The organism is Vibrio sp. Vb1127 (assembly GCF_033338735.1).
GTDB lineage: Bacteria > Pseudomonadota > Gammaproteobacteria > Enterobacterales > Vibrionaceae > Vibrio > Vibrio alginolyticus.
Genome location: NZ_JAWOTF010000032.1, coordinates 1 through 24,267, shown reverse-complemented (window position 1 = coordinate 24,267; position 24,267 = coordinate 1). Strand labels below are relative to the sequence as shown.

At 44.5% G+C, this 24,267-nt stretch carries 23 protein-coding genes; 19 read left to right on the top strand and 4 right to left on the bottom strand.

Features of this window, described 5'->3' with window-relative positions; genetic code table 11:
- Position 1 precedes the first annotated feature (1 nt).
- From R7H07_RS22250 to R7H07_RS22240, 3 genes are all read left to right on the top strand, one after another.
- Entirely contained in the window at positions 2 to 2,722 is a 2,721-nt protein-coding gene (locus tag R7H07_RS22250; protein ID WP_042522399.1) for a heavy metal translocating P-type ATPase, read from the top strand.
- A 535-nt stretch (positions 2,723 to 3,257) separates the two neighbouring features.
- Positions 3,258 to 3,638 carry a DUF3316 domain-containing protein gene (locus R7H07_RS22245; RefSeq protein WP_025767049.1) on the top strand — a complete coding sequence of 127 codons (381 nt, stop codon included), beginning with the start codon at positions 3,258 to 3,260 and terminating at the stop codon, positions 3,636 to 3,638.
- A gap of 121 nt (positions 3,639 to 3,759) precedes the next feature.
- Positions 3,760 to 4,791, top strand: a complete 1,032-nt coding sequence (locus tag R7H07_RS22240; protein ID WP_001927356.1) for an IS630 family transposase — start codon at positions 3,760 to 3,762, stop codon at positions 4,789 to 4,791.
- A gap of 452 nt (positions 4,792 to 5,243) precedes the next feature.
- On the opposite strand, the gene R7H07_RS22235 is transcribed toward R7H07_RS22240, so the two are convergent.
- On the bottom strand, positions 5,244 to 5,657 hold the full coding sequence (locus R7H07_RS22235; protein ID WP_053304321.1) for a MerR family transcriptional regulator: 414 nt from the start codon (positions 5,655 to 5,657) through the stop codon (positions 5,244 to 5,246).
- Between the two features lie 76 nt (positions 5,658 to 5,733).
- On the opposite strand from R7H07_RS22235, the gene R7H07_RS22230 reads away from it, so the two are divergent.
- From R7H07_RS22230 to R7H07_RS22220, 3 genes are all read left to right on the top strand, one after another.
- Positions 5,734 to 5,928: a GDCCVxC domain-containing (seleno)protein gene (locus R7H07_RS22230; RefSeq protein ID WP_080276917.1), complete on the top strand. Its 195-nt coding sequence runs from the start codon at positions 5,734 to 5,736 to the stop codon at positions 5,926 to 5,928.
- Between the two features lie 207 nt (positions 5,929 to 6,135).
- Positions 6,136 to 6,666 carry a heavy-metal-associated domain-containing protein gene (locus R7H07_RS22225; protein ID WP_206959322.1) on the top strand — a complete coding sequence of 177 codons (531 nt, stop codon included), beginning with the start codon at positions 6,136 to 6,138 and terminating at the stop codon, positions 6,664 to 6,666.
- Positions 6,647 to 7,312 (top strand): hypothetical protein, encoded by a 666-nt coding sequence (locus R7H07_RS22220; RefSeq protein ID WP_206959320.1) that lies wholly within the window; start codon positions 6,647 to 6,649, stop codon positions 7,310 to 7,312. Before R7H07_RS22225 ends, R7H07_RS22220 begins: the two co-directional genes overlap by 20 nt.
- A gap of 324 nt (positions 7,313 to 7,636) precedes the next feature.
- Here R7H07_RS22220 and R7H07_RS22215 read toward each other — a convergent pair whose 3' ends face one another.
- From R7H07_RS22215 to R7H07_RS22205, 3 genes are read right to left on the bottom strand one after another with little or no spacing between them, the layout of a single operon-like run.
- Complete coding sequence (locus R7H07_RS22215) at positions 7,637 to 8,125, bottom strand: plastocyanin/azurin family copper-binding protein (RefSeq protein WP_025767046.1); 489 nt, start codon at positions 8,123 to 8,125, stop codon at positions 7,637 to 7,639.
- A gap of 40 nt (positions 8,126 to 8,165) precedes the next feature.
- A complete protein-coding gene (locus R7H07_RS22210) occupies positions 8,166 to 9,008 on the bottom strand; it encodes a copper resistance protein B (protein ID WP_242539585.1) in 843 nt (280 codons plus the stop codon).
- Complete coding sequence (locus tag R7H07_RS22205; protein ID WP_042521796.1) at positions 9,005 to 10,765, bottom strand: copper resistance system multicopper oxidase; 1,761 nt, start codon at positions 10,763 to 10,765, stop codon at positions 9,005 to 9,007. The genes R7H07_RS22210 and R7H07_RS22205 overlap by 4 nt, the downstream gene beginning before the upstream one ends.
- A 1,018-nt stretch (positions 10,766 to 11,783) precedes the next feature.
- Between R7H07_RS22205 and R7H07_RS22200 the strand changes: the two genes are divergently transcribed.
- The 13 genes from R7H07_RS22200 (at position 11,784) to R7H07_RS22140 (ending at position 23,938) form a co-directional block, all read left to right on the top strand.
- Positions 11,784 to 12,071 (top strand): hypothetical protein, encoded by a 288-nt coding sequence (locus tag R7H07_RS22200; RefSeq protein ID WP_025767043.1) that lies wholly within the window; start codon positions 11,784 to 11,786, stop codon positions 12,069 to 12,071.
- 19 nt (positions 12,072 to 12,090) lie between these two features.
- On the top strand, positions 12,091 to 12,321 hold the full coding sequence (locus R7H07_RS22195) for a hypothetical protein (protein ID WP_053304322.1): 231 nt from the start codon (positions 12,091 to 12,093) through the stop codon (positions 12,319 to 12,321).
- A 287-nt stretch (positions 12,322 to 12,608) separates the two neighbouring features.
- Positions 12,609 to 12,989, top strand: a complete 381-nt coding sequence (locus tag R7H07_RS22190; protein ID WP_025767041.1) for a DUF3316 domain-containing protein — start codon at positions 12,609 to 12,611, stop codon at positions 12,987 to 12,989.
- A 52-nt stretch (positions 12,990 to 13,041) separates the two neighbouring features.
- A complete protein-coding gene (locus R7H07_RS22185; protein ID WP_025767040.1) occupies positions 13,042 to 13,383 on the top strand; it encodes a P-II family nitrogen regulator in 342 nt (113 codons plus the stop codon).
- 30 nt (positions 13,384 to 13,413) lie between these two features.
- The gene (locus tag R7H07_RS22180; RefSeq protein ID WP_025767039.1) at positions 13,414 to 14,097 is read left to right on the top strand and encodes a heavy metal response regulator transcription factor; all 684 of its coding nucleotides are present in this window, start codon (positions 13,414 to 13,416) and stop codon (positions 14,095 to 14,097) included.
- A complete protein-coding gene (locus R7H07_RS22175) occupies positions 14,094 to 15,413 on the top strand; it encodes a heavy metal sensor histidine kinase (protein WP_042521800.1) in 1,320 nt (439 codons plus the stop codon). The genes R7H07_RS22180 and R7H07_RS22175 overlap by 4 nt, the downstream gene beginning before the upstream one ends.
- Positions 15,414 to 15,490: 77 nt before the next feature.
- Positions 15,491 to 15,907 carry a hypothetical protein gene (locus R7H07_RS22170; protein ID WP_155396151.1) on the top strand — a complete coding sequence of 139 codons (417 nt, stop codon included), beginning with the start codon at positions 15,491 to 15,493 and terminating at the stop codon, positions 15,905 to 15,907.
- 92 nt (positions 15,908 to 15,999) lie between these two features.
- Positions 16,000 to 17,391 (top strand): TolC family protein, encoded by a 1,392-nt coding sequence (locus R7H07_RS22165; protein ID WP_025767037.1) that lies wholly within the window; start codon positions 16,000 to 16,002, stop codon positions 17,389 to 17,391.
- Positions 17,392 to 17,404: 13 nt separating this feature from the next.
- Positions 17,405 to 19,117 carry an efflux RND transporter periplasmic adaptor subunit gene (locus R7H07_RS22160; RefSeq protein ID WP_042521802.1) on the top strand — a complete coding sequence of 571 codons (1,713 nt, stop codon included), beginning with the start codon at positions 17,405 to 17,407 and terminating at the stop codon, positions 19,115 to 19,117.
- Complete coding sequence (locus tag R7H07_RS22155; protein ID WP_042521805.1) at positions 19,114 to 22,239, top strand: efflux RND transporter permease subunit; 3,126 nt, start codon at positions 19,114 to 19,116, stop codon at positions 22,237 to 22,239. The genes R7H07_RS22160 and R7H07_RS22155 overlap by 4 nt, the downstream gene beginning before the upstream one ends.
- Before the next feature lie 75 nt (positions 22,240 to 22,314).
- On the top strand, positions 22,315 to 22,899 hold the full coding sequence (gene copI, locus R7H07_RS22150; protein ID WP_053304366.1) for a copper-resistant cuproprotein CopI: 585 nt from the start codon (positions 22,315 to 22,317) through the stop codon (positions 22,897 to 22,899).
- Between the two features lie 18 nt (positions 22,900 to 22,917).
- Positions 22,918 to 23,478: a hypothetical protein gene (locus R7H07_RS22145; RefSeq protein ID WP_155396150.1), complete on the top strand. Its 561-nt coding sequence runs from the start codon at positions 22,918 to 22,920 to the stop codon at positions 23,476 to 23,478.
- Between the two features lie 19 nt (positions 23,479 to 23,497).
- A complete protein-coding gene (locus R7H07_RS22140; protein ID WP_042521808.1) occupies positions 23,498 to 23,938 on the top strand; it encodes a DUF411 domain-containing protein in 441 nt (146 codons plus the stop codon).
- Positions 23,939 to 24,267 lie beyond the last annotated feature (329 nt).

The following is a 24,267-nucleotide window of genomic DNA, read 5'->3' as shown; positions in this document are numbered from 1 at the left end:
CATGAACACAACACAGTATTCTCTAGCACTTTCCGGCATTAATTGTGGCCGATGTGTCGCTAAAATTGTAGATGGGTTACGTGAAAGAGATCCGGATGTATCTTTCACTATTAATGATAACAAAAACAGAGCAGAGCTCATTACCACGTTGCAGCCAGAAAGCGCGATAGAAGTCATTGCAAAGTTAGGATATGCGGCTTCAATACCTACGCAACAAGAGTATCGTACACCAGTATCGAATGTTACTTGCCAACACTGTGTGGGCAAAATCACTAATGCAATAGTTGAACTAGATACCTCCGCTCAGGTTGTTGTTGATTTAGACAATCAAACATTAGTGGTGAATAGCAGTTTGAACGGCGATGAAATTGAAAGCGTATTAGTTGAACAAAGCTATAGCGGTAGTACTGATGACACACAACCACAAACTACAGATGTCATTAAATCGAATAAAGTGAAAACAACACAGGCGGTGGATGTCAGTATTGAGCTGTCATTAATCGGTGTCACTTGCGCAAGTTGTGTTAATACGATTGAAGGTGCACTCATATCGGTGTCAGGAGTCGACTCTGTTGACGTGAACTTTGCGAATCGCACGGCGACCGTGGTTTCAAGTCAGCCTGCCAGCGTACTAATTGAGGCGATACAAGGCGCAGGATATGACGCAGAAGAAATTGTCGATCAGGCGTTAGCAAGCGACCTCAAAGAAGAGCGTGAAGCGCAGGAGTATCGCTTTAAAGTAAAACAAAGCGTTATTGGTCTTGGTCTCGGCGTACCGTTGATGGTATACGGCCTGTTCGGCGGACCAATGAATGTCAATACGCAATCTGAGCAGTTTCTATGGTTGGCCGTAGGTTTAGTGACATTTTTCATTTTAGTCCGTGCGGGCAAGCACTTTTTTACTGGAGCTTGGAAGGCCTTTCTGAACCGTAATGCGAACATGGATACGTTGATAGCGCTGGGAACGGGTACCGCCTGGCTCTATTCAATGGTGGTCGTAGTCGGTCCGCAGTGGCTTCCAGAAAGTGCAAGGCACCTTTACTTTGAAGCTACTGCCATGATCATTGGTTTAATCAATTTAGGACAGGCGCTTGAGCTAAAGGCGCGAGGCAGAACTTCGCAGGCTATCAAACGTTTGCTTGATTTGAGAGTCAAAACTGCCATGGTGATTCGTGACGGCAAAGAGATGTCTTTACCGATTGAACAAGTTGTCGCAGGCGACTTGATTCGCGTTAGAGCCGGTGAAAAAGTCCCTGTTGATGGCGTAATTACAGAGGGTGAGACAACGATTGATGAGTCTATGCTCACTGGAGAGCCAATTCCTGTTGTTAAAAAAGTGGGCAGCTCAGTGTCTGCCGGGACGATTAATGACCACGGAAGTTTCGTTTTTGAGGCGAAGAAAGTGGGCAGTGATACGGTTCTTTCTCAGATCATCAGTATGGTGTCGAACGCGCAAAACTCAAAGCCACCAATCAGTCAGCTAGCCGATAAAGTGTCTTCGGTGTTTGTACCAACCGTGATGATTCTATCGATTCTGACAGCGCTGGCTTGGTATAACTTTGGCCCTCAACCTTCCTTAGTTTATATGATAGTGGCAGCTACCTCGGTGTTGATCATCGCATGCCCATGCGCACTTGGTCTAGCAACGCCGATTTCTACCATGATCGGTGTCGGTAAGGCAGCCGAGTTTGGTGGGCTAATCCGAAATGGAGAAGCGCTGCAAAGAGCCAGTGAATTGGATGTCGTCGTATTGGATAAAACTGGCACGATTACTCAAGGTAAACCTGAAGTAACAAATTTTGTCTCGTTGTCAGAGGATTCAGAGCTTCTGCCTCTGGTCAATGCTTTGGAGAAAGGGTCTAACCATCCACTAGCTAAAGCGTTAATCGCATTTACTCAAAGTGAGGTGCGTGATGAAGCGAGCCTACCCGAAGTATCAGATTTCGAGTCATTAACCGGACTTGGTGTTCAGGCTCAGTATGCGAGTCAACGCGTGTTGCTTGGCAATCGCAAGCTGATGAAACAGTTAAACGTCAATGTTGAATCGGTAACAGAGCATGCATTGCAGTGGGAGCAAGAAGCCAACACAGTGGTGTATTTTGCGATAGGCGATCAAGTGCAAGCGCTGTTCGGTATCAGTGACCCGATTCGAGATGATGCTCGAAGTGCGATAAATCGTTTTCATCAGCAAGGCATCCATGTCGTGATGCTAACAGGGGATAACCACAATACAGCGAAAGCGGTGGCATCACTCGCGAATGTTGATGAATATCACGCGGAATTGATGCCTGAGGATAAGCTTCACTGGATTAAGCAGTTGCAAGCGAAAGGGCATGTTGTTGGCATGGTCGGTGATGGTATCAATGATGCGCCAGCACTTGCTCAATCAGACGTTGGCTTTGCTATTGGCAGTGGTACAGATGTCGCGATTGAAAGTGCCGATATTACCTTGATGCGCAGCTCGCTCCACGGCATCTCAGATGTGATTGGGATCAGTACTGCCACAATGAAGAATATTAAGCAGAACTTGTGGGGGGCGTTTATCTATAACAGCTTAGGTATTCCCGTGGCTGCAGGGCTTCTGTTTCCGTTCACAGGGTGGCTATTAAGTCCGATCATCGCTGGGGCAGCGATGTCACTGTCCTCTGTGACCGTCGTAACCAATGCGAACCGCTTGCGCTTATATACCCCACCTTCAGCCCCTACAACCAATGAGGAGTAATACCATGTTAGTTAATTTTTTAGGTCTTACAGCAATCGTGTTTATAGTCTGGTGGTTTTGGGGTAAGAAAAAAAACTAAGAAGATAAAAATGCCATAAATCCGCCCTCCATTGCTGACCTAAGCGTTGCGATAAACTGAGGTTCAGTTAACTGAGTTGAATTTATTTGGAGAGCATGAGGGTGTTTATATAATGGGAAGGCCTTCCTATCCCCATTGGACAAAGAGCTACTTTACAACTGAAGTAGCCTTTGCTTTAGATTTAGCAAATAAAGGGCTCACTAGCTGCTGATTTTTGGAAAGGTAGAAAAGGCTATATAAGCAACCGTTACTAGTTTTGGTAATTCAGGTTCTACAGCTTATTGGTGTAACTTTCGACTGACGCCTCTACATTAGTTTAAGTTGAGTTTGTCTTACGTATTAATAAAGGAAACGTGGTCGGAGTTACAATTATGACTAAGATGTCATAAATGGATACCAATAGAGTCAGAACGAAGGTGCTAAATTGAATTCATCACCACCAAAAAGGAAAGACATATGAATACTCTTAACAAGCTTCTTCTGACTACCTCTATTTTGTTCACTAGTGCAGTGACTGTCGCTCAGCCTTTGTATTCGGGAGGTAACTACGTGAGTAGAGTTGATCATGCAACAGTGTTGACACAAGCAACTAGCTCTAAAGAACTAGCCTATAAATTAGGTGCGGAAAAACTAGCGGAGTTAGAGGGTATGAACGGAAAAGAACTAGCGTCAGAATTTATGTTAATTAGAAACTACGGTAGTAATAGAAACTCAACCCACCTTAAAGAACAGCGATATATCACAGTCGAAGAAAGGCTAAATAGTCAAGGGCAAATTGAGTATGTGGCTCAAGTCCATTTGCAAGTACATTATCAAGAACGCGACAGTAATAATTAGATGTGATATTACACCTCTTGTAGTACATATAGCTACAAGAGGTCACACTCATTGAAAACTATATACCCGTGATCATTGAAGATGCTTGATTTTCGATAGAATCAGGATCATGCTACGAACCATGAAAATTACACTGACTCCTCAACAGAAACTGCAACTCGAACAAATGCACGACATTGAACGTGATAGTCGAGTTTGCGACCGTATTAAGGCTGTTTTGCTGGCTTCTGAAGGCTGGAGTCAGACTATGATTTCACAAGCTCTTCGTATTCATGAATCGACCGTTGCTCGTCATCTCAGCGACTACGTTCTTTCTGAAAAACTTAAGCCTGAAAATGGCGGAAGCCAAAGCAAGCTTTCTGCTACTCAAACCATGCACCTAATCGAGCATTTGACTGAGAAAACCTATTCTCATACGCATCAAATTGTCACTTACGTTAAAGAGACATTTGGACTGGATTACACGGTTTCTGGTATGAATAAATGGCTTCACCACAATGGTTTTAGCTACAAGCAACCGAAAGGCGTACCACACAAGTTTGATGAAGCACAACAGCAAGCATTTATAGAGGCTTATGAAGCGTTAAAGGCAAGCTGTGGCAAGGATGAATCGATAGTCTTTATCGACGCAGTTCACCCAACACTATCAACAAAAATATCTCATGGCTGGATACGAACTGGTCAGGATAAAGTGATTGAAACAACGGGTAATCGTAGCCGATTGAACATTATTGGCGCACTGAACTTGTCGGATATTGGAGCAACCATTGTTCACAACTATGAGAGCATTAACAGTGAGTCGATTGTTCGCTTTTTCTGTGAGTTAAGAAAGAGTTATCCCTTAGCTCATAAGCTTCATATCATCTTGGATGGTGCGGGATATCACCGCAGTGACTTAGTCAAAGATGCGGCGTTTGTCCTGAATATTGAACTGCATTATCTTCCACCTTACAGTCCAAACCTCAACCCAATCGAGCGGCTATGGAAAGTAATGAATGAGAAGTCGAGGAACAACGTTTACTTCAAAAGAAAACGGGACTTCAAGGCGGCAATAGACCAATTTTTTGCAGTGACTCTTCCAGAGATCGCAGGCTCTTTGACATCTCGAATTAATGATAATTTTCAGGTTCTCAAGCCAGCATCTTCAAGTTGATTCGGTATATCACACATTTTGACAGTAGACTGTACTTGGAAATTGATTTTTTGTCAGGTGTATAATCATAGTGACAATACTAATACAACTAATTAGCGTGGTTTTCGCTAGCTTGAATAGGCAAGATTATTAGCTATTCGAGATTGATTGGGTTCAGAGGCCACCTAATCGGAGTATATTTAGCTCAATGTATTGAATGTTTGGTGCATCTCGACTCGTATTGGGTTGTTTCAACAACGCATCACGGACCACAGTCGCAGGCACTAGTACATCCATAAACAAAGCGATAATTTGCCGCGAGATAATTCCTTTCACTTCACAATTGCGGCAATGGTTTTAACATCATGGCTATTACCGTTGTCGCGAGTCCTTTTGACTAGAACTCGAGCCTGCACATTGTGGCTGTGGAGCACCTCGAAAACGACGAGTTACAGTAAAACCCTTCTCTCACGCTATTTCTCTACATAAAGCGCATCAATAACCGGACAGCCATCAATAGAATAACGACTTCCTTTGCATTGGCTAACCATCGTATTTAATGCCTTTTTAAGCCTTTGCAGATCGTCTATTTTCTGCTGGACAGCTCTGGCTTGTAACATTGCCATTGCTCTCACCTCGCCACAATAGTGGTCTGGCTCATCAATGAATTTCAGTAATTCTTTGATTTGCTCGATGCTGAATCCTAGCTCGCGGCTGCGGCGAATTAAATTGAGCCGCTTAACATGCGACAAGGCATATACGCGATCACCGCCTTCAGTTCGTGGCGGATCAGACATCAGCCCGGTTTTTTCATAGTAATGTACAGTTTCCACCTTACATCCAGCACGTTCGGCGACCTGGCCGATTGAAAATTGGGGCGAATTCATTTCATTGTACCTTGAACCTGTAGTAACTATAGGTTCTATACTAACAGATATCTATTAACGAACCAGGCGATTGTTGATGAAAAACCTTGTAGAGCAATCAGAACTGACCTGCACAGAGTGTGGATATCAGGAAATACTCACCATGCCCCTGGATGCCTGCCAGTGGTTTCACGAATGCTCAAATTGCCATGTTTTACTTAAACCGAAGTCTGGGGACTGTTGTGTTTTCTGTTCATATGGCTCAGTGCCTTGTCCACCGATCCAACTTTAAGGCACGTCCGAGTCTATGGGAGGGTGTTGTCGTGGAGAGTAACCTGCCAGATAAATCCTGGATACGATGGCTGACCCTGTTCGTGACCAGCAGCACTTTACTATGCTGTGCTTTACCGGTGCTGATGGTGTCTTTAGGGTTTGGTGCTGCGATGGCCAGTCTGAACTACAACGTTCCGGGTTTACTATTTCTTGCTGAACACAAGCTATGGACTTTAAGTCTGTCGGCACTATTACTGTTGTTTTTGGCCTGGATGATTTGGCGACCGAATCAGAGGTGTCCTACCGATCCGACGTTGGCAGCACTCTGCCAGAAAACCAAACATTGGAATGGGTGGATATTCTGGATCAGCGTCAGTATCTGGAGCATTGGATTTTTCTTCAGCTACTTACTACTGCCGATTCGGCAGGCTTTCTGGTAGGAGGGGTTAAAATGAAACGATGGTTGACACTTACGTTATTGGCGATAGCGATGATGATGGCTCAGACTGCTTTTGCGAAGACGCTTGAGGTCGAGGTCCATGGCATGACCTGCGCTTTTTGTGTCGATAGTCTGGAGCGTAAACTAACGGCTATACCTTCGGTTTTCAAGGTTCAGGTCAGCTTGAAAGCCAACAAAGTTCGACTTGAAACAGATGGCGATACACCGAACGTTGAAACCATTAAGCAAGCTATCCTGGATGCGGGTTTTACGCCGGTCAAAGTCACGGATATCAGTGATGAAGAAAATAAAGAATAACGTTCTCGCTGTCCTGGGTTTAAGCAATCTGTTGAGCGCTGTTGCACCAGTCCATGGCATGGGGTTGCGATCATTAGTGGCGCTACCGGTTGAAAAAGATGGAGCAGTAGCCCGCTTTGTGTATGAACACAGTCAGGATGTTGATACCAATGTCTTATCAGCTAATGTCGCTTACGGTTTGAGTGCAAACCAAACCTTATTACTGGGATTACCCTATCGATTGTCACCTGGCGGTACAGATCAGCAAGGTGATTTATCGATCCTGTACCGGCATATCCTGTGGCAGCAAGTCCGTCGGTCTGATACCAGTCGGTTGGGGCTGCTGGGAGGTGCCATTATTCCGACTGAAAATGGTCGAGACGGAGCTTTCCAGACTGGATTTGTATTTACACACTTTCAGTCTCGCAATGAATTTGATGTTGACGCCGTGTACCAGGCGGGCATTGAAGATCGCCCCGCCAGTGGTCGTTATGATGTGTCTTGGCAATATCGATTGTCTCCAGCTAACCGGCCCGATTGGGGGATATTGCCTGAGTTGAATAGTGTATTGGAGCTAAACAGTCGTTGGCAGGAAAATGATGGTACCGTGCACCAGATCACAGCCAGATTACAGCCAGATTACAGTGGGTTCATCAGCAGTGGGTGATTGAGGGCGGAATTGTACAGGATTTGAATGCCACAAAAGACAGGCATTATTTGCTAAGTGCCCGGTTCCATTTCTAACTCCAATTGCGTCCGCAAGCGCTACACTATATCATCCGGATGACGAATGCTGCAGGGCGAGTTTAGACAAATTCTGATGGGATGCCGTTACCTTTTGAGCACTGGAGTCGTTTTTATCGTTCCAGAAGGGCGCACCACCAAACCGTATCCTCAGCGGCATAAATCCGATCACTTGCTTTTGCACTGAAGTCTTCAGACTAGCGTCCCCCCCCATACTACCAGGTCCTCCTAAAGGAAGGTCTATTAGCTATTGTGAAACCTGAACTTGCCCTTTCATGCCGGCTTCCATATGTCCTGGGATCAAGCAGGCAAAGTCCACAGTGCCGGCTTGATCAAAATACCACACTAATCCCCCTTTCTGACCGGCCTTGAGGTTCAGCATATTGGCTTCGACGTGTTGCATGCCTGGCATGTCACGCATCATATCGGCATGCTCCTTCAACATGGCGAGGTTGCCCAACACCAGCTCGTGATTAAGCTTGCCAGCATTTTTTACAAAGAGGCGTACAGTTTCTCCGACCTTTACCTTAATGGTGGCAGGAGTGAAACGCATATCGTCGCCCATCTCCACCACAATGGTTCGGTTGACTTCGGCCGGCTGACCGGGCCGGCCCATTCCATGCGTGTTCTGTTGGATGGAAGCAGAGTTATTGCCTTCATGATGGCCATGTTCACCCGCGGCCAGTGCTAGGCCGGGCAATAATGACAGAATTAAAACCAGTAACGTAGTTTTCATGGTTAATACTCCTAATAAATAAAGATTAGTCTTTGTCGCTTTAAAACCAGAACCTGATCCCGGCTACCCAGCGATTTTCCTGAGTTGCCTCATGTTCTTCCCTGAGTTGATTCGCGCGTTCACCTAGGGAAGCCTGCCATTCCCAGCCTAAATAGGGAGCGAACTGTCGACTTATCTCATAGCGCAACCGGGCACCGGTCACCACATCCGAGAGCCCCCTGCCTTGACCTCGCTCAGCATCGGTACTGCCATAAGCAGTGAGCTCAATGGCCGGTTGCAAAACTAACCGTTGGGTAAATAAAATCTCGTATTCTGCCTCCAGCACTAATGCAGTCTGGCCATCGTAGCCTAGATAGGCAGTAGCGCCCAGCTCCAGCCAGTAGGGTGCAAGACCCGACACACCAGCGGCCAGCCAGCCTTGGCCTGGGCCATGACCCGCGTCATAACGTATTCCTAAGTCTCGGTTCCAGAACCCGGTCAAGGCATGGCGCCACAGTAACTCGGTACTCGCTTCAGCCAGCCTTCCGTGTTCAATGTCGCCTTCCGCTCTCAACACTACGCGGGAGTAGTCACGGCCAGCCCAAGCGTTAACCTCGTAAGCCAGCACTTGGTCATCCCCGTTGTCCAGCCGCTCCAGCCGGTCAGCCAGTACCCCGTAAAACAGATGCTCGTCGGCCAATTTCAGTTGGCGAGGACCTGGTAGAGCATAAGGGCCTTCGTCCAGACTGTAACCGCCGGAGTAAGCATGAGGATCACGGGCATCGACTGGCGGTTGTCCGCCTTGCATTTTCATCTCGCCGTGATCTACTTGGGCTAGAGCAGGAAAAGCGGTCAGCGCCAACACGCCCAATAAATGTTTCATCATCGCTCTCTGTTTACTCATGACACCACCACCATGCGGAACATGCCCGCGTCCATATGGAACATCAGATGACAATGCCAGGCCCAGCGACCTAGTGCATCGGCGGTGACCAGAAAGCTGATACGCTGGGCTGGCTGAACTGGTATAGTATGCCGACGGCACAAAAACTCGCCGCTAGGGCTTTCCAGCTCGCTCCACATACCGTGTAAGTGCATGGGGTGTGTCATCATGGTATCGTTGTGCAGGATGACGCGCACCCGCTCACCGTAGCTTAGATGAATGGGTGTGGATCCCCCAAACTCGACGCCATCGAACGACCAAGTGTAGCGTTCCATATTGCCTGTGAGATGCAATTCAATTTCCCGCTCGGGTGGGCGAGGATCCATGGGGCCACTAGGAGTGCGCAGATCTGCTAAGGTCAGTACTCGTCTGCCGTTATTGCGCAGGCCTACACCGGGGTCATCAAGGTTGGTTCGCGGCATTTCGACTCGCATATCGACGCTAGGGCCATATTCGGTGCGGGCGTGACGGACTTCCTTGCTAGCGGCTGCCAAACTACTAGTCATGGCAGCATGGTCCATGCTCGCCATATCATTCATGGCACTGTGATCCATACCATTCATAGCACCATGATCCATATTGCCCATCATGTCGGCCATGGTCAGGGCTTGAGGTTCATCCAGTGGCGGTACTATCGTGCTCAGCCCTTTGCGGGTAGCTAGGGTTCCCCGGGCATAACCAGTTCGGTCCATGGACTGGGCAAACAGAGTATAAGCCTCGGCGGTGGGCTCTACCAAAACATCGTAGGTTTCTCCAGGTCCAAAACGGAATTCATCCACCATCACAGGCTTCACGTTAACACCGTCGGCCTGCACGACAGTCAGCTTCAGACCGGGAATACGCACATCGTAAAATGTATTGCCAGCACCGTTGATAAATCGCAGCCGTACCCGTTCCCCGGGCTTGAACAGCCCTGTCCAGTTGCCGGCGGGCGTGGTACCGTTCATTAGATAAGTCAGAGTTTCCGCGGACAGGTCAGCTAGATCGCTGGGGCTCATACGCATGTTGTTCCACATCTGTCGCTTTTCCAGCGATGCGCTGAGGCCGACACTGGCCATGTCTCGAAAGAAATCCACCACCGTTGGCTGGTTAAAGTTGTAGTAATCGCCCTGGTTTTTCAGTTTGCCGAACACCCGCATGGGGTTTTCGTCGGTCCAATCCGACAAAACCACCATATGTTCCCGATCGGCACTGATGGAATCAGCATCAGTTGGCTCCACAATCAAGCCACCATACATGCCGGTCAGTTCCTGCATGCCCGAGTGAGAGTGGTACCAGTAAGTTCCGCTCTGTTCCAGAGTGTAACGGTAGGTAAAGGTTTCGCCGGGCGGAATGCCAGCAAAGCTGATGCCAGGCACGCCGTCCATCTCAAAGGGAAGAATAATGCCGTGCCAGTGAATGGAGGTAGGCTCCTTCAGGCGGTTGGTGACGCGAATGGTGACGGTATCGCCCTCGCGCATGCGCAAGGTAGGCCCTGGAATGGAGCCGTTGATGGTGGTAGCCATGCGAGCTTTGCCAGTAAAATTGACTGGGGTTTCATCAATTACCAGATCGAACTCGGTACCGGACAGTTCGGGTACACTGCCGTTTAACGTAGTGGGGACGGGTGAGCGGGCTGAAGCCAGTATGGGAGAGACACCCAGAATTACACCACCCGCAGCCAGTCCTTGTACAAAGCGCCGCCGAGGCAGATTGAGCGGGTTTTGGGGCTGTTTCATAATTTTTCCTAGATTGTCTTTTGACATAGAGACAGCATAGATAGGCACACCTGATGCCTACATGACGTGAAGATGATAAAAATGTCATCTTCTAGCGAAATACCCTTGAACCCATTACAACGAGCTTGAGAACAGAACTTAATGTGCACCATCATCAAGGTAACCAACTTCACGTAACTAACTATGAAACAGCTGCTTAATGAGGATAAAGAAAGCACCTACAATTACCTGCAAAAGGGCCTACCCTTAATGTCTAGTGCCAAGCCTACAAGAGTAGTGCTGGCAGATGCCAGGACTTTGATTGACCGCGCGAGACAGTCTGAAAGACAGAGTACTGAGCCTGCTTAATCGGGCTAAGGTCCCGAAACAAAGAAACAATCATAACAATTTTCTATCTCATTGATTTTCAAAAAATAAAAACATCACAGTCATGCCTGTAAAATCGCTATACCATAAATTCTTCTAACGCTTTCGATCACTTCAAAGCGTTTAATCTTGACTGATATCGGGAAACACTTTTGCTATTAAAGCTCATTGCAGGCACAAGATTAAACGAAAATGAAAAACTTAATCAGGAACGGTCAAGCTTTACCAAGTTGTTGCCAAATAGCAGTTGAAATCACTGGAGTAGATTAGCTCTTTACCGGCAGGTTGGTATTCTACTTTGAACACAAAACAAACAGTAACGAAATGTGCAGATTCATCTGTAATCAAAGTGCACGTGTTATGTTTACTTGTTTCGTGGTTGGCAGATTTTCAAGCTATTTGTGGATGTAAAAAAACACAACAGCTCCATTTATATTGTGAAGTATAGCCCCGTTTGACGGTAGAGCTAAGCATTGCCGAAGCAGCAATATCCGCGTTCTTCTTTTACGGTGGAGTCCAACGCCAATCGCTTGGTAGTTTTAAAGGGCTAAGATGACAAAACTGTCATGAATCCCTCCCCACTCCTGATCTAAACGTTGCGATAAACTGAATCTCAGTTAAACGAGTTAAAGTGTTTTTGGAGAGCATGAGAATGAAAAGCAAAAAATCAAATTGTCACAAGAATGGTCATCATAAAGGTCATGGATGGATGATGGTTCTATGCGCGTTATTAATGGTCGGTATTCCATTATTTATTCTCTCTTCTAGTCAAGAGGTGTTTAGTTGGGCTTACCTTAGTAGTGCGATTGTTCCATTAATCATCTGCCTAGCGATGCACGGCTTAATGATGAAGATGATGATGCCGAGTGAAAAGAAAGACTCTGAAGCCGACAACCAATCGATGAAAAAAATTGAAAACAATCCACAGTTCAAAGCATAAGTAAGGGGTAGGTGATTTTATGAAAAAGTTATATGTATCAGTTTTATTGAGTAGCTTGGTTGCGATGCCTGTGTTAGCAACAAACTCTATCGATGATCAACACCGATATCACTCTGTCGCACAAAATGAGAAAGAGCATGCTAAGCAGCAATCTCATACTGATAAGATGGAGGAGCACATGAAAATGATGGATAGCATGAATATGAATATGGAAGACGCACCAGAAGAATGCAAAAAAAATGATGAGTAGCTGAATAAAAGAAATAGTAGGAATCAGAAAAAGTAATAACTACTTCATTTTTAATGAAGCAAGAGCCGCCTACGCTGATAGGGTGGCTCTTTATCTTTTAGAGTAACAGGATTCATCGCAATTACTGCAAGGTTAACTCTTAGCTTGCTTAATTTAATTGTGGTGGAAAATCGATTGATGATCTCCCACCTAAATCTCAATATGACAAAAATGTCATGTTAGAGTACTCAAAACAATCACGTTGGTTCAGATAAACTGAATGTATTCAAGCAGAGAAGGAAATAATAATGAATGTATTGGTCAAAACACTATTAATAGGCTCTATTATACTTACTAGTGCCACATCAATTGCACAGCCATTGTATTCCGGTAGTAATTATATGAGCCGCGTTGATCATAAAATTGTCTCTATTGATGCGGTCAGCTCGAAACAACAAGCATATACATTAGGAGCAGAAAAACTGTCAGAGTTTGAGGCTATGAACGGAGGAGACTTAAGTGCAGCTCTGGTTCCTGTGAGGTCTTATGGCATCACTCGAAACACGACCCACCTTAAAGATAAAGGGTATGTAACTGTTCAGGAAAGATTGAATAATCAAGGTCAGCTAGAGTATGTAGCCAAAGTACATCTGAATGTTCACTATCAAATGCGAGATAGCAATAACTAAACTTAGCAGAGGTCCTAGAGTATCAATTTGTTCTAGGAGCTAAGGAGCGACTATGATTGATAAAATTTCGGTAATATTTCAGGTTCAAAAGCTTGGAGAAATAGAATCGATCCTTGCAAAGGAAGGGGTTCGAAACTTTACGGTCTACCAAGTACAAGGGCGAGGAAATCATTCGAGCCTAATTGATACTCATGCTTTAAACACACATTACCAACTAGATATTTTCATTGGTCATAGCCATACACAGAGATTGGTTGGTGCACTACTGGATACTCTATGTGTGTCACAAGAAGGAAATGGTGTTACATCTGTTATTGAGAACGTTTTGTTGTTTGATAATAATACGAAAAATCAAATTTCTAACCCATCATATAATCACAAGTACGATGTATAACATCCAAGGAAATCAAGGCATTTTTCTTATATGAAGTTACTCGTTATAGAAGATGAAGATAAAGCTGGAGCTTATCTTAAAAAGGGCTTGATTGAATCAGGCTACACTGTAGATCTATCTACCGACGGTGTTGATGCTTTGTACTTAGCTACCACCAATAATTATGACCTTATAGTCTTAGACATAATGCTACCAAAGCTGAATGGTTGGCAGCTATTGCAAACACTTCGCAGTAGTGAAATCTCTACACCTGTCATTATTTTATCCGCTAAAGATCAGGTTGAAGATAGAGTGAAAGGGCTTGAGTTGGGAGCGAATGATTATCTTGTAAAACCTTTTGCCTTTATCGAGTTGCTTGCTAGAGTCAAAAATGCATTGCGTCATCAAGCCCCTACAGCCAAGACAGAGGCTATTCTTTGTATTGCTGATTTGAGCCTCGACTTGCTTAAAAGAAAGGCGACCCGAAATAATGATACGATCTCTCTGACAGCAAAAGAATTTTCTTTATTAGAGTATTTATTCACAAAGAAAGGGCAAGTCGTCACTCGCACTCAGATAGCGTCGGCTGTTTGGGATATGAATTTTGATAGTGATACGAATGTCATTGATGCAGCAGTGAAAAGATTGAGGTCGAAAATCGACAAGCCCTATCAGAAAAAACTTATCCTGACCGTGCGAGGTATGGGGTACAAACTTGATGACGCCGTAGAATGAAAGAATTACTAAACCAATCCATCGCGCGCAAACTGGTGTTTATGTTTGTCACAGCCTCTTTTGTTGTTTTAGTCGTGTTTGCTTTGACGATCCAAAACGCTATCAAGAGCCATTTTAATGAGCAGGACTATAGTCACCTAGAAACAAAACTCCGTCCTTTAACGGGCACTATTGAGCAAGATCTAGACCTGTTTAACTCTTTGGATATCTCAGCCTGGATCTTAAACAACAGACAGGTGGTGAAAACGAATAATGAAACTATTGACTTTCCACCTGAGCTGATTGGCGACTCCTCATTCGAATGGAGTGTAGACAATAAACATTACCAAGCTTTTAAGTTTGACTATCCAGATACGGAAGGCGGTGCGATTGTTCTTGCAATGGATGTGACTCACCATAAACTATTTTTCGACAAGCTAAATACCATCCTATTATGGACATTAGTTTTGACCGTGATTTTGTCTGGCGCCTACGCCTTAATTATTGTTAGAAATGGCTTACTGCCACTAAAGACATTAAAAGGGTATATCGAACGAGTTAACACTAGCAACCTAAGCATACGTATCCCAAGTAACTCACTTCCAAATGAGTTAAGCAGCTTAATTATTTCTCAAAATGAAATGTTAGACAGGTTACAAGAAGGCTTCCTCAGACTGAGTGAGTTTTCATCCGATATTGCGCATGAGCTAAGAACACCTTTGAACAATATCATGACCCAGACACAAGTGGCGCTTAGTCTAGAGCGTTCTATTGAAGAGTATCAAGACATTTTAGTGTCTAATATCGAAGAGCTAGAACGATTCAACAAGACCATTTCGGATACGTTGTATCTAGCTAAATCAGAAAATAGACTTCTGCATAAGCACGAAGCAGAGTTAGAGTTGAGTGAGGTAATCGTCCCCTTGCTTGAATATTATGAAGTGTTGGCGGAAGAGAAGAACGTTCGATTTACGTTAGATGGCTCATCGACTCAGCTTGGTGACAGGGATATGCTTCAACGAGCATTTGGTAATGTGTTGTCTAATGCGTTGAGGCATTGCTTTCATAATACGGATATCTCGGTAGTAATCTCCGAATCAGAAACGAGCAACAAGGTGACAATTAGCAATGTTGGTGAGCCTATTCCTTTGAGCTCTTTGCCCTATATATTTGAACGATTCTATCGTTCCGATAAGTCGCGTGTCCATAACGGAAGTATTGGAGCTGGGTTAGGACTTCCAATAGCTAAGGCTATCATGAAAGCACATCACGGGGATATCTTAGTCAATGCGAAGGATGAGCGAACTGAATTCGTATTTATTTTCAATAATCTTTAGCTCCAATAGATTTTTAATATCACTATTGCTCATCAGTTCTCATAAGGTATTATGAATGCAAAGTGAAAAGGTACCGCATGACAAACTCTTTGAGACAAACAAGTATTTTGATTATCAGCATCTTAGCGATGTTGATGTCGAGCTACGTCTCAAGTATGCCAATGATGGGTATGAGTCCAATATCGTCCTCTTCAGTTCAACCCAAACTTTCTCACCATGACTCGATGGAAATGTCTGAGACTACAGCAAGCCATCATGCGATGATAGGCTGCCCATCGATGGAGATGACAGAGAGCGATAGTTCTATACATTGCGAGAGCTCATCTACATTTGGTGGCGACTGCTGTAAAAGCGTGTGTTCTAGCGTATTTTTTCCACTCTCATCTTCTCGCTTAATCAGTACATCTGAATCTGATTTAGCCCTGCGTCACCCAATCAAAATAGGCGTTACAGTAACTCGTATTCAGAGCTTACTGCGTCCACCCTCTGTTTAATTCAACTATCATAACTATTTAGCTCTCAATTCTTTCTGCTGGAAGGTAGAGGTTGGGGTATGTCCATATTGTTTTATCGTGGATAAACAACAATGAGTATTGAATTAAACGGCTTCAGGGCATTTAAATCCCTGAGTCTTGGGGTTGCAGTCGCACTTTGTGCAATGCCTGCCCTGTCACATACGGGGTCGAACGCGACTCCACAAACTATCGTGGCTTCGACACAGCAGTTGAACGCGCTAATTGAAGCGGCTCTAGCAAATGATACGAGTCGCTCTCAATATGCTGCGCAGTCACAGGCGATGCGTGAAACGGGCGTTGCAAGCTCGACTCTCATGGATCCAAAACTTAAGGTGGGCTTTGGCGGTTTACCTGTGGATTCATTCAAGTTTGATGAAGATCCCATGACGAACATTTCTGTTGGATTAATGCAACAGTTTGAACGTGGTGCGACGTTAGATCTTAACCAACGTAAAGCGAATCAACAGGCCGATGGTATGGCGTATCAGGTTCAAGTTCGTGAGCGTGAAGTAGCGAATAGTATTACTCAACTATGGTTGGAGCTGGGCTACCTTCAATATGCAGAAACGTTGATTGAATCTAATCAACGTTTCATGGTAGAGATGGAGCAGTATATTCAAACCAATTACTCAATTGGTAAGAGCGAAGCGCAAGATCTGCTTAACACCCAGCTTCAAGTCAACAAGCTCGACGAAAAGCTGCAATCGAATCAACAAATGCAAAATCGAGCCGTAGCTCAGTTATCAGAATGGCTAGGCTCAGAGTGGTTAAATCATCGTTCCATTGATTCGAATCAGGCAGGCTATCAATTAGACTGGTCGCGTTTGAATACGCTTTTAGAGCAGCAAACCAGCAACACCCAGTACTACTCACTGCTTAACCAACATCCTATGGCGCAAATGGCTGACGCCAACATCTCTGCCAATCGCACCCAAGTGGAGGTTGCTGAACAATCTTACACGCCACAATTTGGTGTTGAGGTGATGTATGCCTACCGTCAATCTGACAACATGAAGGGTGAGCCAGCTTCAGATTTGCTGAGTGCCTATCTTACTATGGATATCCCTTTGTTCACTGACAACCGCCAAGATAAAAATGTAGCGGCCGCTCAATACCAAGTAGGTGCAGCGCAATATCAAAAAGATACGCTGCTCGCTCAAATGAACGCCCAAGTAAACGCATTAATGACGGACAGAATGAATCTCACTGAACGTATTCAGCGCTACCAAGAGCGCTTATTACCTCAGTCTAAAGCCCGCATTGAAGCGGTAGAGCGCGGCTATCAGAACAATACTGCTCAGTTTGGTGATGTCATTACTGCATCAACCGATGAATTGGCTCTTCAAATGGAGCTTGCTCGCCTAATAACCGATATGAATCAGGTCAATAGCAAGTTATCAATGTTACTTGGTGGTTTCGAATATCAAGTTTCTGCGCCAAACACTAAGTACAAAGAACAATAATAAAGGAATCAAGATGAGTACATTTAAAGTTGCAAGCCTAGCGCTTTTAATCGGAAGCGCACTAGGTTATGGAGCGAATATTTACCTTTCAGGCATGAACCATAACATGGTTGGAATGACAGCTTCTGAGTCTAAATCAAGTGATGAACCACTATATTGGGTTGCACCGATGGACCCAAACTATCAGCGAGATAAGCCAGGAAAGTCCCCTATGGGGATGGATCTTATTCCTGTGTATGCTGATGATCTCAATGGTAGTAACGACAAGCCAGGAACAGTAAAAATCGATCCTGCGGTTGAAAATAACCTCGGTGTAAAAACAGATACCGTAAAGCAAGAGGTCCTTGCACCACGTATCGAAACTGTCGGCTATGTCGCCTTTGATGAGAGTCAACTTTGGCAGACCAATGTTCGAGTATCGGGTTGGGTTGAAAAGCTTTATATCAATGCTGTTGGTGAAAAAGTGAAACAAGGTGACACGCTGTTCACTCTGTATTCCCCAGAGCTTGTAAAAGCACAAGAAGAACTGATCAGTGCCTATAAGAGCCAGCGTAAAGGAATGATACAAGGTGCTACAGATCGTTTGATCACTTTGGGGGTTGACCGCAATCAAATTAAATCCATCGCCCGTCGAGGCAAAGCGTCACAAACCATTGAAATTAAAGCACCGGCAGACGGCGTTATTGCAAGCCTCAATATCCGTGAAGGTGGCTACCTTTCTCCAGCTCAAGCGGTGATCAGCGCAGGTCCTTTGAATCAAGTATGGGTAGATGCAGAAGTCTTTGAGCGTCAATCCCATTGGATTAAACAAGGCAGTCAAGCATCTATGACACTGGATGCCTTACCTGGTGGAGAATGGAATGGTGAAGTGGATTATGTCTATCCCATTCTAGACCCTAGTACCCGTACATTGCGTGTTCGCCTTCGATTCGATAATCCACAAGGCGAACTTAAGCCAAATATGTTTGCAAATGTCACTCTGAAACCAGTATCAAATGATGAAGTGTTAACCATCCCTCGATCGTCGGTCATTCGATCTGGTGGTATGACTCGTGTGGTGCTGGCTGAGGGGGAAGGAAAATATCGTTCTGCCAGAATTGAAGTTGGTCGTGAAGCCGCAGATAAGATTGAGGTTCTAAAGGGGTTGCGACAAGGAGAGCGCGTTGTTACGTCAGCGCACTTCATGTTGGACTCTGAATCAAGTCAGTCTGCCGACCTATCAAGAATCAATGGCATCGAACCCACTGCCGAAACGGTTTGGGCAACAGGTGAAATTACTGATGCAATGGTTGGACATAGAATGCTAACTATTAATCATAAGCCTGTTCCTGAATGGGATTGGCCAGGAATGACCATGAACTTTATGGTGTCAGAGCACGTTGAAATGGAACCACTTTCAAAAGGGAAAATGATCGACTTTGAAATGAAAAAATCTGAATCGGGTCAATATGAAATCGTTGATTACAAAGTAACTGAGCTGAGCATAAATACGGAAATATGGATAGACGGTGATGTTTCTATGTTGATGGCGGATTTTGGTATGGTGACTCTAAATCATGTTCCTGTGGCTGATTGGTCATGGGATGCTGGTGAGCTCAACTTTTCAGTAGGTGGCGACATAGAACTCTCAAGTTTTCAGGAGGGTGACAAAGTTCGGTTTCTAGTGGAGAAACAAGGCTCTGATTATCTTCTCAAAGAGTTAGTTAAAAGAGAGGATAAGCAATGATAGGTGCAATCATTCGATGGTCTATCAATAATCGCTTTTTGGTATTGGTAGCGACTTTTGCTCTAGTCTTTGGTGGATTATATAGCGTAAAAAATACACCAGTTGACGCTCTCCCTGATCTATCAGATGTACAAGTGATCATAAAAACAAGTTACCCGGGTCAGGCGCCCCAAGTGGTGGAAGACCAAGTCACGTATCCGCTGACAACGGCAATGCTTGCCGTTCCTGGTGCTGAAACTGTTCGTGGATATTCGTTCTTTGGTGATTCTTATGTGTATATCATTTTTAATGATGATACAGATATGTACTGGGCTCGCTCACGAGTGCTCGAATATTTAAGTCAAGTTGCACCAAACCTTCCTCCAAGCGCTAAACCAACACTAGGTCCAGATGCGACAGGTGTGGGCTGGGTTTACAGTTATGTTTTACAAGATAAAACTGGCAAGCATGATCTTGCTGAACTGCGTAGCTTACAAGATTGGTTCTTAAAATATGAGCTACAAACCGTAGACGGCGTTTCAGAAGTAGCGACCGTTGGTGGTATGGTTAAGCAATACCAAGTGCAAATCGATCCTGCCAAGCTACGTGCTTATGACCTAACTCTGCAACAGGTCAATATGGCTATTCAAAATGGTAACCAAGAAAGTGGCGCGTCTGTAGTGGAAGTTGCAGAAGCTGAACACATGGTACGAACCACTGGCTACTTGTCTAGTATCGATGACATTAAAGCGCTACCTCTCAAGGTAAGTAAAAAGGGATCTCCCCTAATATTAGGTGACGTTGCTGATATTGAACTCGGACCACAGATGAGACGAGGAATCTCTGAATTAAATGGAGAGGGCGAAGCCGTAGGTGGCGTAATTGTCATGCGTTTTGGAGAAAACGCAAGCGAAGTGATCAGTAATGTTAAGGATAAGCTAAACGAGCTTCAACGTAGCTTGCCTGATGGCGTTGAGATAGTGGCTACTTACGATCGCTCGACGTTAATTAATGCAGCGGTTGAGAACCTTTGGAAAAAGCTTGCAGAAGAGTTCATTGTTGTCGCTATTGTATGTGCGTTGTTTCTATTTCATATTCGGTCTTCGCTCGTTATCGCATTGAGTCTCCCTGTCGGTATTTTAGGGGCCTTTATTGTCATGCATTGGCAAGGTATCAACGCCAATATCATGTCGCTAGGAGGGATTGCAATCGCGATAGGCGCAATGGTAGACGGTGCTATCGTTATGATAGAAAACGTACATAAGCACATTGAACGAACCCCATTGACTGACAAAAACCGATGGCAAGTGATTGGTGATGCAGCGCAAGAGGTTGGTGCACCGCTGTTCTTCTCGCTACTTATCATCACGCTAAGTTTTGTTCCTGTATTCGCATTGGAAGGCCAAGAAGGCAAGATGTTCTCGCCACTCGCCTTTACTAAAACTTATGCAATGGCGGCAGCAGCAGGCCTTGCTATTACCTTAGTGCCGGTGCTCATGGGATATCTTATTCGCGGTAAAATATTACCAGAGAATAAGAACCCTATTAATAAAGGTCTAATTGCCCTTTATAAGCCCTTACTGAATATTAGTCTCAAGTACCCGAAAAGCATGATTGTATTAGCTATTGCTCTTATGGGGTCAGCTTATTATCCAACAACGAAACTAGGTAGTGAGTTTATTCCTCCTCTTGATGAGGGTGATTTGATGTACATGCCAACCACCTATCCAGGTATTTCCATTGGTAAAGCACGAGAGTTACTTCAGCAAACAAACAAACTAATTAAGACCGTACCTGAAGTGCAGACAACATGGGGTAAAGTCGGTCGTGCTGACACCGCAACAGACCCTGCTCCCTTAACTATGATTGAAACGGTCATTCAGCTTAAACCGCGAGATCAGTGGCGTGAGGGTGTGACAACTGAGTCGCTAAGAAAAGAGTTTGATGACTTAATTCAATTTCCTGGTTTAACTAACGCATGGGTGATGCCTATAAAAACACGCATCGACATGTTAGCAACGGGTATCAAAACTCCAATAGGTATCAAGATCGCAGGGAGAGACCTAGCTGAAATTGAGAAAATAGGTGCTCAACTAGAACCTATTCTTAACAATATTGCAGGCACTGCATCTGTATATGCAGAGCGTGTTGCCGGTGGTCGTTATGTCACTATTGATATCAATCGAACAGCGGCAGCTCGATACGGTCTTAACATTAAAGAGGTACAACAGGTAGTTTCTACCGCTGTCGGTGGTATGAATGTTGGAGAAACCATTGAAGGTCTTGAGCGTTACCCAATTAATGTCCGTTATCCACAAGATTATCGTGATTCAGTCGTTAAGCTAAAGCAACTGCCATTGGTTACCCCTAGTGGCGCTAGAATTGCCTTAGCTGATGTGGCTGATGTGCGCTATGAAGATGGACCACCAATGATTAAAACAGAGAATGCTCGTCCAAATGGCTGGGTGTTTGTAGATATCGATGGTCGAGACTTAGGCTCTTACGTTGAGGAAGCCAAACAAGCGGTTGCAGATCAACTTGATATGCCAGCTGGTTATTCAATTGCATGGTCAGGTCAATATGAATACATGGAGCGTGCGAAAGAGCGTTTGGGTGTTGTTGTGCCAATCACGATTGCCATCATCATGTTACTACTTTACTTCAGCTTCCGACGCGTAGGTGAGGTGATGATTATCATGCTGACTCTGCCTTTAGCGATGGTGGGTGGCTTGTGGCTCATGCATTACCTCGGCTACAACCTCTCAATCGCAGTAGGAGTTGGTTTTATCGCGCTAGCAGGGGTTGCTGTCGAGATTGGAGTCATCATGTTGGTGTACCTCAACCAAGCATGGCACTACACAAAGTTGGATGCTAAAGAGCAAAGTAAATCATTGAATGAAGATGATTTAAGTAACTCGATTCGCGAGGGAGCTGGCTTGCGCGTTCGCCCAGTAATGATGACGGTACTTACTGTGATTATCGGTTTGATCCCAATCATGTACGGTGAGGGGACTGGCTCTGAGGTAATGCAACGTATCGCCGCACCAATGATTGGTGGCATGGCATCCGCTCTGCTACTCACACTTCTGGTTCTTCCTGCGATTTTCAAGCTTTGGAAAACTCGCGAACTTAAACATAACTAAACACATACACTCGGGCTGAGAACCTACTTAGCCCGTAAAACTTCTACACAAATTAGTAAGGAATACATTATGAACATGAAAAAAACACTACTAGCCACATTATTCTCTGTGACTTCAATGTCGGTAATGGCAGGAATGGATCACTCAAACATGGATCATGGCTCGATGAATCACGCTGATATGGATAGCAGCAACATGAACCATGGCTCTATGAACCATGAGAGCATGGACCATAGTAATATGAATCATGACGATATGGATAATTCAATGATGTCGATGGAAGGCATGTCTGATGTTGGTATGCCAGCAACAGGTGCAAAGCCAGATAAAGTGGTTCATGTTGTGTTGGCAGATGACATGACAATCAAGTTCAAAAAAGAAGTACAAATTGAACCTAATGATGTAGTTCAATTTGTGGTTATGAATGTTGGCAAGATTGATCATGAGTTCACTATTGGCTCAGCGAAAGAGCAACTTGAACATCGAGAAATGATGAAGAAAATGCCTCATCATATGCATGATTCTGGGAATGCAGTTACAGTAAAACCGGGTAAAGCTAAGCAGTTGATTTGGCACTTCCAGGGGGATAGCAAGGTTGAATTTGCATGCAATATTCCAGGGCATGCAGAAGCAGGCATGATTAAAAAAGTGAGTTTATAGACGCTATAAAGGAACCTGATGATGTTAAAGCGTTTATTCATGCTAGCGGGTATGTTTAGTGTGAGTTTGTTCACCTATGCTTCAGAAGACTCAATTTCAGCCGGTGAGTCCACTTTTCTTACTGTAGGTGGATATGGATGTATTGCGTGTCATGGGCTATACGGTCAAGGGGGAGGTAACGTTGGTGGGAACATCAGAGGTAGCTCCTTAAATGATCTGAAATATAGCCTAGAGCATGAACAAACAATGAAGCTTTTAGGCGATGCACTAAGTGAACAAGATAAGATAAATCTAGCAGATTACATGGAGCATCTTGGAACGTTTCAGTTAGTGGATTGGATGTATGAAGGCACCAAAGAGGCGCTACTCTCAGTTTCTATAGATAGCGGTGAGAAGAGTCAATTGGTGGTACTAAATAAAACGTTTGAGTCAATGTCAATTGACCTCTCCCCTTTGGCTGGTAAACATTTAACACTGCGCGTAGAGCCGTATGAAACTCAGCACTTTGAGTGGATTCCTGAAAAAGGAGTGTATGAGCTGAGTTATGGCGATGAAGCCGTCAGTATTAACGTAAAATAGATTTTAGTTAGGTAACTATATGAGTAAAAAATTGAGACTTATTGCACTTTCATCTTTGATTTTGAGCTTTAACGTCTTTGCTAAGCCTGTTATTGAGCTTTATAAATCGCCTACGTGTGGTTGCTGTAAGGAATGGGCAGCAATTATGGAGAAGAAAGGCTACGAAGTGAATGTTAACCATGCTCGCGACTGGAGTTATGTCAAACAAGAGTTTGGAATGCCTAGTCAACTGATGTCCTGCCATACAGCTGTCATTGATGGATATATGATTGAAGGGCATGTTCCTGAGTCTGATATCAAGCGTTTGCTTGAGGAAAGGCCTGAAAATATTTCAGGAATCGCCGCTCCCGGTATGCCGCAGCATTCGCCGGGAATGGCACGACCAGGGCAGGAGTACAAAGGCTTTAACGTGGTGTCTTTTGATAAGACAGGGCAGATGAAACTTTATAATAAGTACTAAAAGTCGATTAAGAAGTTGGGCTCTTGAGGTAAGTGCGGAGCCCTTTTGTTTATTTAAAAGGAGCTCTTACACTAAATCGAAACGAGTCCGTTATTCCGTTGTATCCAAAAAGTTTGCTAAGCGAGACTGGGTTGACCAATGACTAAGTGCCTAGAAAGGAAGGTCTCTTACAATGCTTAAAGTTTCAAACTTTATTGTCATAATTCTGTTGTGCAGAGAGTTATGGCATTAAGTTAGTTTCAAACTTTATTGTTACCTTCTTTTATCTAGGCTACTTGGTACTAAACTCTACACGAGAGAAAAGTTTCAAACTTTAATGTCCTCCGACA